Origin of the sequence: Streptomyces sp. NPDC000594, from assembly GCF_040299965.1 — a bacterium.
Lineage (GTDB): Bacteria > Actinomycetota > Actinomycetes > Streptomycetales > Streptomycetaceae > Streptomyces.
The window spans coordinates 1-15,101 of sequence record NZ_JBEPCY010000058.1 but is presented as its reverse complement, the minus strand read 5'-3'; the positions used below and the strand labels follow the sequence as shown (position 1 = coordinate 15,101).

The 15,101-nt window shown below is 72.4% G+C and carries 14 protein-coding genes; 9 read left to right on the top strand and 5 right to left on the bottom strand.

The genetic code is table 11. The features are described 5' to 3' along the window. Positions 1 to 2 precede the first annotated feature (2 nt). Complete coding sequence (locus ABT354_RS37015; protein WP_351502265.1) at positions 3 to 722, bottom strand: carboxypeptidase regulatory-like domain-containing protein; 720 nt, start codon at positions 720 to 722, stop codon at positions 3 to 5. After that, the gene (locus ABT354_RS37010; RefSeq protein ID WP_351502263.1) at positions 719 to 1,297 is read right to left on the bottom strand and encodes a Pvc16 family protein; all 579 of its coding nucleotides are present in this window, start codon (positions 1,295 to 1,297) and stop codon (positions 719 to 721) included. The genes ABT354_RS37015 and ABT354_RS37010 overlap by 4 nt, the downstream gene beginning before the upstream one ends. A gap of 204 nt (positions 1,298 to 1,501) precedes the next feature. Between ABT354_RS37010 and ABT354_RS37005 the strand changes: the two genes are divergently transcribed. The 5 genes from ABT354_RS37005 (at position 1,502) to ABT354_RS36985 (ending at position 5,190) form a co-directional block, all read left to right on the top strand. Further along, positions 1,502 to 1,699 carry a hypothetical protein gene (locus ABT354_RS37005; protein WP_351502261.1) on the top strand — a complete coding sequence of 66 codons (198 nt, stop codon included), beginning with the start codon at positions 1,502 to 1,504 and terminating at the stop codon, positions 1,697 to 1,699. A 146-nt stretch (positions 1,700 to 1,845) separates the two neighbouring features. Continuing rightward, a complete protein-coding gene (locus ABT354_RS37000) occupies positions 1,846 to 2,604 on the top strand; it encodes an AfsR/SARP family transcriptional regulator (RefSeq protein ID WP_351502259.1) in 759 nt (252 codons plus the stop codon). 117 nt (positions 2,605 to 2,721) lie between these two features. Continuing rightward, on the top strand, positions 2,722 to 2,976 hold the full coding sequence (locus ABT354_RS36995) for a hypothetical protein (protein ID WP_351502257.1): 255 nt from the start codon (positions 2,722 to 2,724) through the stop codon (positions 2,974 to 2,976). A 186-nt stretch (positions 2,977 to 3,162) separates the two neighbouring features. Beyond that, positions 3,163 to 4,353 carry a DGQHR domain-containing protein gene (locus tag ABT354_RS36990; RefSeq protein ID WP_351502255.1) on the top strand — a complete coding sequence of 397 codons (1,191 nt, stop codon included), beginning with the start codon at positions 3,163 to 3,165 and terminating at the stop codon, positions 4,351 to 4,353. A 99-nt stretch (positions 4,354 to 4,452) separates the two neighbouring features. Then, entirely contained in the window at positions 4,453 to 5,190 is a 738-nt protein-coding gene (locus ABT354_RS36985) for an SAM-dependent methyltransferase (protein WP_351502253.1), read from the top strand. Between the two features lie 98 nt (positions 5,191 to 5,288). Here the strand turns inward: ABT354_RS36985 and ABT354_RS36980 are convergent, their stop codons facing one another. Further along, positions 5,289 to 6,212, bottom strand: a complete 924-nt coding sequence (locus tag ABT354_RS36980) for a hypothetical protein (protein ID WP_351502251.1) — start codon at positions 6,210 to 6,212, stop codon at positions 5,289 to 5,291. Positions 6,213 to 6,395: 183 nt separating this feature from the next. Between ABT354_RS36980 and ABT354_RS36975 the strand changes: the two genes are divergently transcribed. The 4 genes from ABT354_RS36975 to ABT354_RS36960 all read left to right on the top strand — a co-directional run bounded on the left by ABT354_RS36975 (position 6,396) and on the right by ABT354_RS36960 (position 13,322). Then, complete coding sequence (locus ABT354_RS36975; protein ID WP_351502249.1) at positions 6,396 to 7,010, top strand: hypothetical protein; 615 nt, start codon at positions 6,396 to 6,398, stop codon at positions 7,008 to 7,010. Between the two features lie 189 nt (positions 7,011 to 7,199). After that, positions 7,200 to 8,402, top strand: coding sequence for a cytochrome P450 (locus ABT354_RS36970; RefSeq protein ID WP_351502247.1), 1,203 nt, complete (start codon positions 7,200 to 7,202; stop codon positions 8,400 to 8,402). A gap of 51 nt (positions 8,403 to 8,453) precedes the next feature. Continuing rightward, positions 8,454 to 9,305, top strand: coding sequence for an SAM-dependent methyltransferase (locus ABT354_RS36965; RefSeq protein WP_351502245.1), 852 nt, complete (start codon positions 8,454 to 8,456; stop codon positions 9,303 to 9,305). Positions 9,306 to 9,542: 237 nt separating this feature from the next. After that, a complete protein-coding gene (locus tag ABT354_RS36960) occupies positions 9,543 to 13,322 on the top strand; it encodes a non-ribosomal peptide synthetase (RefSeq protein ID WP_351502243.1) in 3,780 nt (1,259 codons plus the stop codon). A 30-nt stretch (positions 13,323 to 13,352) separates the two neighbouring features. On the opposite strand, the gene ABT354_RS36955 is transcribed toward ABT354_RS36960, so the two are convergent. Beyond that, positions 13,353 to 13,910: a DinB family protein gene (locus ABT354_RS36955; RefSeq protein WP_351502241.1), complete on the bottom strand. Its 558-nt coding sequence runs from the start codon at positions 13,908 to 13,910 to the stop codon at positions 13,353 to 13,355. A 123-nt stretch (positions 13,911 to 14,033) separates the two neighbouring features. Further along, positions 14,034 to 15,062 carry a hypothetical protein gene (locus ABT354_RS36950; RefSeq protein ID WP_351502239.1) on the bottom strand — a complete coding sequence of 343 codons (1,029 nt, stop codon included), beginning with the start codon at positions 15,060 to 15,062 and terminating at the stop codon, positions 14,034 to 14,036. Positions 15,063 to 15,101 lie beyond the last annotated feature (39 nt).

The following is a 15,101-nucleotide window of genomic DNA, read 5'->3' as shown; positions in this document are numbered from 1 at the left end:
CCTCAACTCTCGCGGATCTCGATGACGTGCCGCAGCGCGGCGTCCCCGGGCAGCCGCAGGGACAGCGACCCGGTCCGGCCCGGACGCTCGGTGGCCACCAGACGGAAGACCTCCCCGCCCCCGGCCGTGCCCCGCTCGCCCTCGAAGCGCAGGGCCAGCCGGAAGAACCCCTGGGGGTCGGTGAGGACGCGCTCCCGCCAGGCCACCCGGTCCCGGGTCCAACCCCCGGTCTCCACCAGGGCATGGCCCACCGGGACCCGGGAGACCGCGTCCCGCACCAGACCGGAGACCGTACGGACCCCCGGACCGTACGGATACGAGACCGCGGGCAGCAGCCGCACCAACCGGGGCGCCGTCGCCCCGTCCGGCGGTCGGGTGTCCCCGTACGCGTGCACCAGGAACTCCACCCCGACGGCCGCCGCATCGAAGGGATGCCCGTCCGCCGGATACAGCGGCAGCATGCCCGGCGCGGCGAAACGGGCCCGGTGCCGCTCCGGGGGCACCCCCCACGGATCGGACCGGCGGCCGAGCCCCGGATAGACCAGCGCCGCGCTCGGCGTCCGGACCGGCCGGTCCTCCAGCGGCAGCCAGACACCGTCGGTGAACCGGTCCAGCAGGACCGTCACCCCGGCCGTCCGCACCCGCCGCGCGTGCTCGTCGTACGGCACGAACCACGCCGGACTGGAGAGCGGCGGACGCTCCACCGGAAGGAATCGGCTCATGTTGTCCGCACCCCGTCCACCACCCGGCTGCGCACCGGCCGGACCGCCGTGACCGCCGCCGACTCCAGATCGACCACCCGGACCTCGTAGTTCAGCGACACCCGGTACGGCTTCTGGATCGCGTACCAGACCCAGGACTTCTGGTCGAGGGTGAGCGGGGTGAGCCCCAGATGGAGGGCGTCGGTGGTCCCCGAGAGACTGCCGGTGAGCTGTGCGCCGTCCAGGATGGCGTCGTCGTAGAAGGTCTGGAGCGCCCGGCCCAGCATCCGGTGCTGGGTCACCGGATCGCCGCCCCAGGGCGTGATCAGATAGCGCAGCAGCAGGGCCATCGGAGGCTTGCGGCTGGTGGGCGCGGCGGGCGGCTGGGAGCGCACCGGCGGCCGGTTCCGGGACGTGGGGTCCTCGGAGACGTCGTACAGGAACACGGTGAGCTTGGCCGGTGTGGTCTGCACCGTGCCGGAGAGGTCGTTCAGCTCCGCGATCGGCGGCTGATCCGGACTCAGTGCCTTCAGGGACTCGGTGAGAGTCTCCACGATGATGTTCGAGACATCGGCGATGACACCGAAGTCACCCATGCGGTCCACCCCCGGCCGTGCTGGTCAAGGCTGCCCCCGCAGCATGGGGAGGGACCCGTGGCGGGGTCGCGACCCCGTCGTCGCACGGGCGTCACCGCTCCGTTCCCGTACGCCGCACCGGTTCCGCGCGACCGCCGCCGCGGTGCCGTCCGGCCACGGTCGGACAACGTCCCGGTGACAGCCGTCTGGCATCCTCGGCCTCTTATGGAGACCCCCTCAGAGCGCGGCGGCATCCTGATAGTCCGGGTGTGGGTGGAACAGGACCGGCCGGACGGCTTTCGGGCACGCGTCATCCGTTCGGTGGATGCCCATGAGACGTCCATGGCCGTCACCGCGACGGTGGAGGACGTGCTCACCGCCGTGCGCGCCTGGCTCGATGAGATACTCCGCCAGGACGGGTGACGCTCGCGCGACGCTTCGGTGATGTCTGGGAACGACCCTTATGCCAAGACTTTCACCACACGATCATGGGTTGTCCGTAAAATGGCCTCCAGTGTCCCGGAGTCACCGAAAAGATCGCTGGAGCCGACACCGCCCGGGGGAAGCCAATGACCGCACCGGCTCACACCATGACGCTGACACTGCTCAAGGGCTTCGCCCTCTCGGTCGACCAGATACGGATCCCGATGTGCTCCAGTGCGCAGCGGCTGGTCGCCTTTCTCGCCCTCCAGGGGATGCCGCGCACCCGCGCCTATGTGGCCGGGGTCCTCTGGCCCGATGTCACCAGCGCACGGGCGCACGCCAATCTCCGGTCGTCGCTCTGGCGGGCGAGCCGCACCGGACACCCGGTCATCGACACCTCCGCCCAGGAGCTGGCGGTCTGCGGGGACATCGCCGTCGATCTCCATGAGGCGGTCGCCCGCGCGCACCGGCTGCTCGATGTCTCCCGGTCCTGCGACGACATCCTCACCACCCGGACCCGGGTGGACCTCTCGGCCGATCTGCTGCCCGAATGGCCGGAGAGCGAGTGGGTGCTGATGGAGCGTGAGCAGTACCACCAGCTGCGGCTGTACGCCCTGGAGGCGATGGCCGAGCGGCTGACGGAGGCCCGGCGCCACGGCGAGGCCGTCGCGGCGGGGCTCGCCGCCGTGCGGGCCGAGCCCCTGCGCGAGAGCGCCCACCGGGTGCTGGTGAAGGCGCATCTCGCGGCGGGGAACCGGGGCGCGGCGCTGCGTCAGTACGACCACTGTCGCCGGGTGCTCTCCGATGAACTCGGCCTGGAGCCCTCGCCGTCCCTCAAGGGCCTGCTGCCGGCGGTGGCCGGGCGCGCGGTGCCGCCCCGCCCCCGCCGGGTCCCGGTGCGCTGATCGGGCTTCCCGCGCCGGTCCGGCTCCCGTGCGCCCCGTGCGGCGCACGGGAGGCGCGCCGTGCGGGGGCGGCGGGTGGAGCGGGGTCTGCGACGAGGACGGGACTTCCTATCAGCCGTGAGCCGCTACCGCATCACCTACAGCCGCCGGGCCGAGACCGGGCTCGCCTCCCTCGCCCCCGGAGTACGGACCCAGGTGGAGAGCCAGATCGAGCGCGGTGTGGGCCATGACCCCTATGGGCACGGGTCCGCGCCGGTCGGCAAGGACAAGGACCTCCGCGACGCGACCATCGGACGCTTTGTCATCATCCGCTACAAGATCACCGCCAAGACCCTGGTGGTGACGGTGCTGAGGGCCGTCGCCCCCTGGTAGAGGCCGCGAGCCGCGAGCCGCGAGCCGTGATGCGTGAGCCGGTATCGAGGAGCCGGTCAGTAAAAACGCATCATATGACTTTCCGACGGTCCGATGAAATAGTCAGTTTGACGCTTATTCATTTTTTGATTTAGTTTCTGGAGGTGGTGAAGGCAGCTCCGGCTGCGCGGTGAGAGTTTGGAACAGATGAACCATTCAGAAATGGTCCTTATCCATGGCGCGCTCTGTGTTCAGCGCGGCACCCCCATGTTGCAGGGATTCGCCTCAGCGGCCACCGTCTCCGAAGTCCAGGCGGTGGACACCTATAACCCGGACTCCCGCACCGGGTATCAGCGTGACCCCGTTCAGACCCGGGTCCGCAAAGCGGCGGTGTACTACCAGAACGGCGGCCGGATGCCCAATCCGCTCCTCGCCAATATCCGGCCCGACGACTTCGAACGGGTCGGGGTCATCGTCGACCATGATCGGGGCGGCTATGACCGGGCCCTGCGGGAGGGCGGCAACTGGGTCGGCAGCGGCCTGCTGAAGCTTCCCCCGGACATCAAGATCTGGATCTACGACGGCCAGCACCGGCAGGGAGGTCTGCGGCAGCTGCTCAAGGAGCAGGAGGAGGAGAGCAGCATGGCCGGGTTCCCGGTTCCGCTGTCGGTCACCCTCGGGCTGTCCCAGGGGGAGGAGATGCGGGAGTTCTACGAGGTCAATACGAATGCCATGTCGGTCAAGACCGATCTGGCCTGGCAGTTGCTGACCAAGATGGCCGAGGACGACCCCAAACTGGGCGAGCTGCTGGCCGTTGAGGGAAAGGACTGGGTGACCAGGGCCTATGCCGTGGTCGATGAGCTGGCCGGGCTGGACGGGCCCTGGAAGGGGAAGTTCCAGGAGGCGAACAAGCGCAAGGTGAAGGGTGATGGGGTGACGATTCCCAAACCCGCCTTCGCCCGATCGCTGAAGCCCATTCTGGAGCTGGGAAAGTTCAAGCGGGCGGAGTCGGCCAAGATCGCCCTGGTCATCAATGCCTACTGGAACGGCATCAAAGTGGTGATGCCGGAACCTTTCGATTTTCCCTCGGATTTCGTTCTGCAGAAGGCGGCCGGAGCGGTGGCGTTGCACCGGGTCTTCCCGCAGGTCATCGATGTGGTTGATGCCCAGGGCAGCCGGCACAACGACGCCGATGCCTATGCGGTGGTGATGAAGGAGCTGCCCACGCTGGAGGGGGAGGTCGTGGACGGACAGGGGACGCCGATGGTCCGCTCCGGTGCCGACTTCTGGCGGGTCGGCTCCGTCGCGTCGAGCCTCTCCGGGGATGCCGGACGGCGGCGGCTGGCGCTGCTGATCCAGACCCGGCTGCCCTCCGCCGCCGACACCCTGCGGCTCTGACCCCGACACCGCCCAGGAAAGGGGCCGGCCGCAGCGGGCGGGCCGGCCCCACCCGGAAAACCGCTGGTCCCACGGGTAGGTGGCTGACACAGTCCCCGCATGGACCGAGATCTTCTGTCGTACCGCGCCCATGCCGACCACCCCATCGCGAGCCCACTGGACGACGACTCCGTACGCCGGCTGCTCACCCGCTCCGTGCACCGCCCCGACGCCCGGGTGCTCGACCTCGGCTGCGGGACCGGTCAGTGGCTGCTGCGGACCCTGACCGCGCACCCGGGCACCCGGGCCGAAGGGGTGGATCTCTCGGCCCCGGCGCTGCGGCGGGCCGGGGAGCTGGCCGAGGCCGCCGGGGTGGCCGACCGTCTCGTCCTGCACCACGGGAACGCGTCGGAGCTTCCCGCCGCCCACGCCTTCGACCTGGTCCTCAGTGTGGGCGCGACCCATGCCTTCGGCGGTTTGCTCCCCACCCTCGCCGCCGCCCGCGAACATCTCGCCCCCGGCGGCCGGATCCTCGTCGGCGACGGTTTCTGGGAGCGCGAACCCGGCCCCGAAGCGGTCCGCACCCTGGGCGACTTCACCGACCTCGCCACCACCGTGGACCGGGTCGTCGCGGACGGCTGGACCCCGGTGTACGGACATGTCAGCACCCGCCAGGAGCTGGACGACTACGAGTGGTGCTGGACCGGCACCCTCGCCGGCTGGGCCCTCGACCACCCCGACGACCCGGACGCCGCCGAGGCCCTCGCGACCGCGACGGCCCATCGGACCGGGTGGCTGCGGGAGTACCGCGACAGCTTCGGCTTTCTCTGCCTGGTCCTGCGCAGGACCGCCGACTGACGACACGCCGCCGCTCCCTGACCCTGGCGGATCAGCGCCCCCACCGCCGCGTCCACCGCGGCCGGCGCGCCGAGCGGATCGGCCCCGTACCGTCCGGATCAGCCGTCGCCCGGACAGATCCCGTCCGGCCGTACCGCCCCGCCCAGATGCTCGTCGTCACTGCCGAGCACCGTGGTGGGGGTGCCCGCGCGGCAGGCCACCGCCTCCACCTTGTGGCCGGTACGGACCCCCAGCGCCACCGGTGTGTCGTACGGCGCGAACCCCGGCCCGGTGAACGGGCTCGATGTGATCCGCCCCACCGCGTACAGACCGCTGTCGAACGGCCCGTCGTCCCCGGGGTCGGAGGCGGCCGAGGTCAGGACCTCCCCGGTGGCGGTGATCTCGATATCGCTGATGTGCCGGACATGTTCCGCCGGGTACGGGACGGTGACGGTACGGCTCTCGGGCGGGCCGAAGGTCAGCGTCGCCCAGTCCACCAGGGCCGAGCGCACCACCGCCGGCTCCTCGTCCTGGCCCCGGTGCGCCCAGACGGCCGCCGTCCGGCCCCACCGCCGTACCAGCGCGAAGCCCTCGTAGTTGTCGTGGTGCCCTGCCTCGCGCGCCCCCGGGACGGTGAACTCCCGCACCACCGTGACCGCGCCCGGCCGCAGCCGCAGATGGAAGCCCCGGCCGGAGCTCTCGAAGGCGACGAATTCGTCCGCGCGCCCCGGCACCTCCGCCAGCGCCTCCAGATCCACCGGATCCGCACCCTCCCAGCGCAGCGGCTCGACCTCCGGCACACCGCCCGGCACCAGCCGGATACGGGAGACCCGCTGCTCCCCGGGGTGTTTGTTGTCGTGCACCGCCAGCAGGTCGACCACGGCGGGATCCGAACCGGCGACCGCGAGACCGCTCACTCCCGACACGATGCCCTGCCCGGTCGGCAGCCAGCCGTCGTCCGCCGTGGCGGGTGCCGGAGCCGCGCAGGCCAGAGCGGCGACGACCACGGCGGCCACACGGGTGGCGGTACGGAAGCGTGTCATGGGCCGCACCCTAGGCCGCGGCACCACCCGCCCCGGGCAACGGCGCGCCCCACTGGGCCGGATGGCCTCTCCCGCCACTCCGGCGCCTCCCGAGCATGCCTCTCATCGGACCCGGTGATCCGCTCTGACCTGCGGTTTTCTATCCTTTTACGGTACTGATCAAGAAAGAGGGGGAAGCCGACCATGGAGAGCAGAAGAGCCAGAATCGCCCTGCGGACCGGTATCGGGGTGCTGCTGGGAGTGCTGGCGCTGCCCCTGGTGTATCCGGACATCGAGCGATGGCTCTCCGACGACGAGAAGGTCGTCGAGCGGGCCGCGCTCGCCGTCATCCAGGAGCGCGCCGACCTCCGTACCGCCGTGGCCCGGGACACCAGGGCGCCCCGGCCGCGCGGCGCCACCGCCGCGGTCATGGAGCTGGTCCGGCCCCACTACGCCGAACTCGCCCGGACCGGTCGGCGCGAGGCCGCCGAGGGACGCGGGTTCAGCCGGGCCGAGGTCCGGCTCCACTCGGTCGATGTGGAGATGTACGAAGACGACAGCGCACGCGTCGACTTCTCCCAGGAGACCGTCTACCACCGCGAGAGGTCCGCCCCGGAGGGGAGAACCGGGCCGGTGTCCGGAGGAAAGGAAGGGAAAGAAGGGAAAGAAGGAAAGGAAGGGAAGGGGGAGCGGCCGGTGGTCTCCGCGCACACCTTTGTCTTCCAGCGGGGCCCCGGCGACAGCTGGATCCTGGTGCGGGACCGCACCTTCGAGAAGACGCCCGACGCGTCGGGGAAGTGGCCTCCCGCGCTGCCGTAGCAGGACGGGCGGCCCCGGCAGGCCGGCCGGAGGACGCCGCCCTCCGGCGTTTTCCGGCCGCCCTCGCGCCGGGGCCTGCATCCGGTGGTGAGCGGGTACTACCATCGGCGCGCAACGCCCCCCGTACCCACCCTCCGCACGCAGAACGCTCCATGGCCGCCCCCGTCACCGGGGGAGACGGGAGAGACCGTGCCCCTCGTCCACCCCCCGGCGCCCGAACTGCCCTTCGTCCGGCCGCTGCACATCCTGCCCTCGCCCGGGATGCTCGCCGCCCGCGACCGGCCCCCCACCCCGGTCCGCCTCCCCCTGGGCATCGACGGCTGGATCGTGACCCGCTACGACGATGTGCGCGCCGTCCTCGGCGACCCCCGCTTCCGCCCCAACGGCATGCCGCCCGGCGGCTACACCGTCAACCAGCCGTACTTCCTCAGCGCCGAGGGATGGCTCAGCTCGGTACGGGGCGAGGAGCACACCCGCCTCCGCCGGCTCGTCGGACCCGCCTTCTCCCGTGCCCGGATGGAAGCGCTCGAACCCGTCGTCGCCCGGCTCACCGACACCCTCCTCGACACCCTGGAGGAGAGCGGCCCACCCGCCGACCTCTGCGCCGGCCTCACCCACACCCTGCCCTCCATGGTGCTCTGCGCCCTGCTCGGCATCCCCTACGACGACCACACCCGGATCTCCGGCTGGACCGAACAGGCCCTGATGCCGCCGGTCCTGCTGCCCCCCGGGGAAGCCGAGCGCTCCTACCGGGAGTTCACCTCCCACCTCGCCGGCCATCTGGAGCGCAAACGCCGCGAACCCGCCGAGGACCTGCTCTCCGACCTGGTGGCGGCGGAACGCGAGGGAGCCGTCACCGAACAGGAGATCCTGGGCCTCACCGTCGGCCTGCTCGTCGCCGGACTCGGCTTCACCACCGTCCAGATCGAGTACGGGCTCTGCGCCCTGCTGCGCCACCCCGACCAGCTGAAGCTGCTGCGGGAAACGCCGGAGCTGATGGGCGGCGCCGTCGAGGAGATGCTGCGTCTCTTCCCGCCCGGACACGAGATGGACGGCACCCTGCGCTACCCCTCGGAGGATGTCGAGGTCGGCGGGGTGACCCTGCCCGCGGAGAGCATCGTCCTGGTGTGCGCCCAGGCGGGCGCCTTCGACCCGGACCGCTTCGACCGGCCCGAGACCTTCGACATCACCCGTACCCCCAATCCGCACCTCAACTTCGGCCATGGGGCGCACTACTGCTCCGGCGCCCCGCTGGCCCGGGTCGAACTGCGGACCGCGTTCGCCGCGCTGCTCCGCCGGTTCCCCCGGCTTGCCTTCGCCACCCCGCTGGAGGAGCTCCGGGTACGCAGGACGCACGCGGGAGGCTTCCTCGAACTGCCCATCACCTGGTGACCCTTCCGCGCACCGGGCCCACCCGGCCCCGACACCCCCCACGGAGACCGCATGCGCACGGCAGGAGTACCGGACGCCGACGACGTCGCCGCCTATTACGATGTGATGGGCCCCCTGCTCCAACTGGTCTGGGGCGACAACTTCCACTTCGGCTACTGGGACGACGACCAGGACACCAGCGATCTGGCGGAGGCCACCGACCGGCTGACCCGGGTGGTGGCCGAGCGGCTCGCCCCCCGGCCGGGGGACCGGGTGCTCGACCTCGGCTGCGGCGTCGGTGTCCCCGCGCTCCGGCTCGCCGCGCTCACCGGGGCCACCGTGCTCGGGATCTCGTACAACCGGCGCCAGGTGGACGAGGCGAGCGACCGCGCACGGGCGGCGGGCGCCCAGGGCAGGGTGCGCTTCGCCTATGCCGACGCCATGGCCCTGCCCTATCCTGACGCCTCCTTCGACGCCGTCTTCGCCCTGGAGTCCTTCGTCCATCTGGACCGCCCGCGCGCCCTGCGGGAGTGTGTGCGGGTGCTCCGCCCCGGCGGCCGGATCGTCCTCACCGATATGTTGCTGCGCGGGGAGATCGCCCCTGAGCTGCGCTCCGGCGTCGAGCACGGCCTCGCCGTCCAGCGGCTCGCCCCGTTCCCCACCGCCGACTACTACCGGGACCTCGCCGACGAGGAAGGGCTGGTCGTCGAGGAGCTGACCGACCTCAGCGACCACACCCGGCTGACCGTCCACCGGATCGCCGACTCCGTCACCCGGCACCGCCGGGAGATCGAGGAGCGTTACGGGGACCAGGCACGGGCCATCGCCGCCGCGATGCGGTCACCGCTCCAGCTGATGCCCGAGTTCGGCTATCAACTCCTGCTCGCCCGGCGCCCCTTCGCCACCGGCCCGTCCGCCGTCTGAACCCGGCCCCGTACCGCCTCCCGTACCGGCCCCCGTACCGGGCGCGGGTGCGCCGACCCGGCACGGCCGGCACCCGCGTTATCGCGGCCACTGGCCAGAATGCCTGTCTGGACAGGGCGGGCGCCCGGTCCGTTAACTGCTTCCGGCGAGCGATCGTTCACCGCCCGCGCGGGACGGAGGGTGGCCCCGCACCACCGTGGATCCTCCGCGCCTCCACACACCACCAGGGGAGTCCCATTGCGTTCGTTCGGCGTTTCCGCCGCGCAGAAGAACCTGCCGCCGGGGCAGCGGCAGGCACCCGCCGACACCACCGGCGTCGGACAGGTCGACGTGGTGCTCTCCGCCGAGGACGCCCAGGCCCTGCCCCGGCGCGCCGCCGAGCTGGGCGTGACCGTCAACACCCTGGTCCAGGGCGCCTGGGCGGTGGCGCTCGCCGGGCTCACCGGCCGGGACGACGTGGTCTTCGGGGCCACCGTGTCCGGCCGCCCGCCCGCCGTCGCCGGGGTCGAGTCGATGGTGGGCCTGTTCATCAACACCCTGCCGGTACGGGTCCGCTGCGCCCCGGGCGCCTCGTTCACCCAGATCCTGACCACCCTCCAGGAGCGGCAGGCCGCCCTGCTCGACCACCATCACCACGGCCTGCCCGCGATCCAGCGGACCACCGGTCTGAAGGAGCTGTTCGACACCCTGGTGGTGTTCCAGTCCTATCCGGTCGACCGGGCCGAGACCGCCGACGCGGCCACGGCGGCGGGGATCGCCTTCACCGGGATGCGCCCTTTCACCGGCACCCACTACCCGCTGACCCTGGTGGCGGGCATGGACCCGCATCTGCGGCTGCTGCTCCAGTACCAGCCGTCCGCGCTCGACCGGGCCGCGGTCGAGCACATCGCCGGGTGCCTGCCCGGGATCCTGCGCCTCGTCCTGACCGCTCCCGACGCGCCGGTGGCCCGGGTCGACCTGCTGACCCCGGCGGACCGCGAACGCTTCCTGCGCCCTGTGGACGCCACGGCGGATCCCGCGCCGCGGACCACACTGCACCGCCTCTTCGAGCGGCGGGCGGCGGCCGCACCGGACGCCACGGCGCTGATCTGCGACGGCGTCACCCTCTCGTACGCGGAGACCGACGCCCGCGCCGACCGGCTGGCCCGGGAGCTGGTCGGCCGGGGCGCCGGACCGGAGACCGTGGTGGCCGTCGCACTGCCGCGCTCCCCCGAGCTGGTGGTGGCCCTGCTCGCGGTCCTCAAGACGGGCGCCGCCTATCTGCCGCTCGACCCCAAGTACCCCAGCACCCGCCGGGACCTCATCCTCCGCGACGCCGAACCCGCGCTGATCCTCACCGACACCGCCACGGCCGGGGAGCTGCCGGGGACCACGGCCCCGCTGCTCCGCCTCGACGACCTCGACCTCGTCCCCCGGCCCGGTGACGGCCCGGCTGATCCGGCCGGCCCGGCGGTCACGGCGACCACGGACCGGTCGGACCCCCGGGCGCTGGCCTATGTGATGTACACCTCCGGCTCCACCGGCACCCCCAAGGGCGTCCTGCTCGAACACGCCACCCTCACCCATGGCATCCACCACCTCGCCGCCCTGACCGGCATCACCGAGGGCTCCCGCGTCCTTGCCGCCACCTCCGTCAACTTCGATGTCTCCGTCTTCGAGATCTTCACCACCCTCTGCCACGGCGGCACCCTCGACCTCGCCCAGGACATCCTGGAGCTGGGCGAACGCGCCACCTGGACCGGCGGTGTCATCAGCACCGTCCCCTCCGCCCTCGCCGAACTGCTCGACCGGATCGCCCCCACCACCACCGTCGACACCCTGGTCCTCGCCGGTGAGGACCTGCCGTGGACGCTGGTCGAGCGGGTACGGAAGGCGCTGCCCGGCGTCCGGGTCGTCAACGCCTACGGCCAGACGGAGTCCTTCTACGCCACCGCCTTCACCACCGACAACGCCCGGACCGGCACCGGCGGCGCGCCCATCGGCACCCCCCTGCCCGGCGTGCGCGCCCAGGTGCTCGGGCCCTGGCTGAGCCCCGTACCCACCGGTGTCGTCGGAGAGCTGTACATCTCCGGCCGGCCCGCCCGCGGCTACCTCGGCCGGGCGGACCTGACCGCCGAACGCTTTGTCGCCGACCCCTACGGCCCGCCCGGCTCCCGTATGTACCGCACCGGCGACCTCGCCCGCTGGAACGACGAAGGACAGCTGGAGTACGCGGGCCGCGCCGACACCCAGATCAAGATCCGGGGCTTCCGGGTGGAACCCGGCGAGGTCCAGGCCGCCCTCACCGCCCATCACGAGGTGATCCAGGCCGCGGTCGTGGTACGGACGGCGCCCGCCGGGAAACAGCTGGTGGCCTATGTGACGGGGGACGCCGTCGACGCCGAGGAGCTGCGCGCGTACACGGCGGCACGACTGCCCGACTTCATGGTCCCGTCGGCCTTCGTGGTCCTGGACCGGTTCCCGCTGACCCCCAACGGCAAGCTGGACCGCGCGGCCCTGCCCGCACCGGACCTCGTCGGGGGCACCGGCGCCGCCCACCGGGAACCGCGCACCCCGCAGGAGGAGACGCTGTGCGCCGTCTTCGCGGAGGTCCTGGGCGTGGCGAGGGTCGGCGTGGACGACGACTTCTTCGCCCTCGGCGGCCACTCGCTGCTGATGGTGCGGCTGATGTCCCGGGTCAACGCCGAACTCGGGGTACGCGTCGGGGTACGGGACTTCCTCACCGCCCCCCGGCCGAGCGACCTCGCCGCGCTGATCGCCGCCGGTACGGCGGGCCGCCCGCCCGGCTCCCCCGAGACGGTGCCGGCGTCGGAGGCACACCTCCCGCCCGGCCTGCGCTTCCCGGACACCGGAGGCTTCGGCGTCCCGCCCCGGCGGATCCTGCTCACCGGCGCCACCGGCTTCGTCGGCGCCTTCCTGCTGCGGGAACTCCTGACCCGGACCGACGCGGAGGTGCACTGCCTGGTACGCGCCGACACCGAGGAGGCCGGACGCGCCCGGCTGCATGCCGTACTGGCCCCGTACGGCATCGAGACGGGCGCCGCCGCCGCGCGCCTGCGCATCGTCCCCGGCGACCTCGCCCATGACGGCCTCGGTATCGACACCGCCCGCTGGGACGGGCTCCGCGACGAGCTGGACACGATCGTCCACTCAGGTGCCCATGTGCACCATCTGTCGGCGTACGGGCGGCTGAGGGCGGCCAATGTGGAGGGCACCCGGACCCTGCTGCGGCTCGCCGCCGAGGGCAGGCCGAAACGCTTCCACCATGTCTCCACACTGGGGATCTTCGGTGCCGCCGAGGAGCCGAGGCTGCTGACCGAGGACTCCCCGGCCCGGGGCGCGCGGCACCTGGCCGCCGACGGCTATGTGGCGAGCAAGTGGGTGGCCGATCTGATGGTCCAGGAGGCCGCCGCCCGGGGCGCGTCCGCGCGGGTGTACCGGCTCGGCCGGATGTGGGCCGAGTCGGAGCGGGGCGCCATCAACCCCGACGACATGTTCTGCCGCCTCCTGCTCAGCTGTGCCGCCCTGGGGTGTCACCCGGAGGGCACGGCGATGCAGGCCGATCTGCTGCCGGCGGACATCGCGGCCCGTGCCCTGGTGGCCCTCGCCCTCACCGACGACGGCCCGGACATCGGGGTGGTGCACCATCTGCACCACCCCCGGCAGACCGCCACCGAGCCGTTTCTGCGGGTCCTCGACGGGCTGCGCGGCACCCGGTCGGAGCCGGTGTCCGTGGCGGAGTGGCTGCGCCGCCTCAGGCAGGCCGGCGAGGCCGGGCGGGACCTGCCGTTCCTGCCGTATCTGGATGTGTTCCAGCAGCATGTCGAGAGCACGGAGAGCACGGAGAGCACCGGGACCGCTGGGAGCACCGGGAGTGCCGAGCCCGAGGCGGATGTCTATCGCAATGACCGCACCCTGCGGGCCCTGGAGCGGCTCGGGGTGGCCCTGCCCGATGTGGACGAGCGGATGATGCGGGACTTCTGGCGCCATCTGGAGTCCATCGGAGCCCTCGGCTGACGGCCCGCCCCGGGGCCGGGGCCCCGGGGCTCAGCCCATGCTCCTGGCGCCGTCGAGGGACTCGCGGATGATGTCGGCGTGGCCCGCGTGCTGGGCGGTCTCGGTGACGATGTGCATCAGGACCTGGCGGACCGACCACCGCGCGCCGGGTTCGAACCACGGGGCGTCCGGCAGCGGCCAGACGGTGTCCAGGTCGGGCACGGTGACCACCAGCTCGTCCGTCCGCTTGGCCACGTCCTCGTACGCGGCCAGCACACCGGCGAGCGTCTCGTCGGGCAGCAGACGGAAGTCGTCCGCCCACTCGGCCAGCTCGGCCTCGGTCAGCTTCCCGAAGTCCTTCATGGCCGCCGGACCGTTCACCATGAAATCGCCCCAGTTCCGTTCGGCCGCGGTGACATGCTTGATCAGGCCGCCCAGACACAGCTCGCTGGCGGTGGTCCGCAGACGGGCCTGCTCATCGGTGAGATCACGGGTGGTGAAGCGCAGGAAGTACCGGTGCTTGGCCAGTGTCTCCAGCCACTCGGCCCGCTCGCCGGTGACGGCCGGAGCCTCGGTGGGGGAGGAGGTGGTCGGCTCCATGCTGTTCATGGTCCCTGCCTTTCGGTGGTCCGCTCTGCTCGGTCTCCACCAGGTTAGGAACCCTTGCGGTCAGCTACCGTCCTCAACTGTCCGCCCGCTCCGACAGCCTTCCCGCGCCGGTCCCCCGCCCGGCTACCCGGCGGAGGGGGCAGGCGCGCGGTGGGTGCCGAGCCGGCGCCGCCCGTCCGTACCCGCGGCGCGCCAGTCGGTCCAGCGGCCCCCTGACACGGCGGCGAGCAGGCCGAACACCTCACCGACCCGGTCGACCGCGACGGCCAGCGCGCACAACCGGTCCACCAGCGCCGGGTCCGGGTCGCCGTCGCCGGCCGCCGTGTGCAGGGCCCGTACCAGGGCGACGGTGGCCGCGACGCGTTCCGGGCCGGACAGCTCCCCGGCGAGCAGCCCGTCGAGCGCCTCCGTGCCGCCGGGGAGGGCGGCGATCCGCAGCAGCGGGTCCAGTTCGGCGGCGTCCGGGGCGGGCAGCCGGTCCAGGAACCGTCGCCGCCGCCCGGCGTCGAGGCGGGCGAGGGTGCTCAGTACGGCCCACCGCTCGTCCTCCGGGCGCCCGGTGCCCGGCGCGGTGGGGACGGACAGGGGCGCCGGCTCCGCACCGAGCATCTCCGCGGCCAGCGCCAGATTGACCGCGCTGCGGCCGTCGTCCGGGAAGGTGTCGGCTTCGAGGACGGCCAGCTCCGCCCAGCGGCCGGCCAGGATCAGCGCCACGGGCCGGCGGGCGAAGCCCTGCGTCGCCACGGTGAGTTCGAGGATCCACTCGGCGGCCGCTCGGTCCGGGGCGGCCCGCAGCAGCTCGTCCCGTACCCGCCCCGAGAGATAGGGCGCGAGACTTCCGTAGGCGTGCCCGGCCGGGAACCCGTAGGCGCGGGGGTCGCGCAGACGCAGCCGGGCATCGAGGAGGCCCGCGAGGTCGAGCCGGTCGCAGGCCCGTTCGGCCGCGGCCTGCCGTACGCGACGGCACAGCATGGCCAGGGTCAGATCGAGGAAGTCCCCCGGGGCGGGGTCCGCGATGCCCTTCTCCGGGGCGGGGAACCACGGCAGACCGGCGAGCGGCAGCCATTCCTGGGCGGCGAAGAACGATCCGAGGGTGTAGGGAGTTTCTTTCGGATCAGGCTGGATCAGGGAGCGGGGTCTGGTGACGTGCATCGCAAGGCGGAGGATTGAGCCACTGCGGAGCATTGGTGA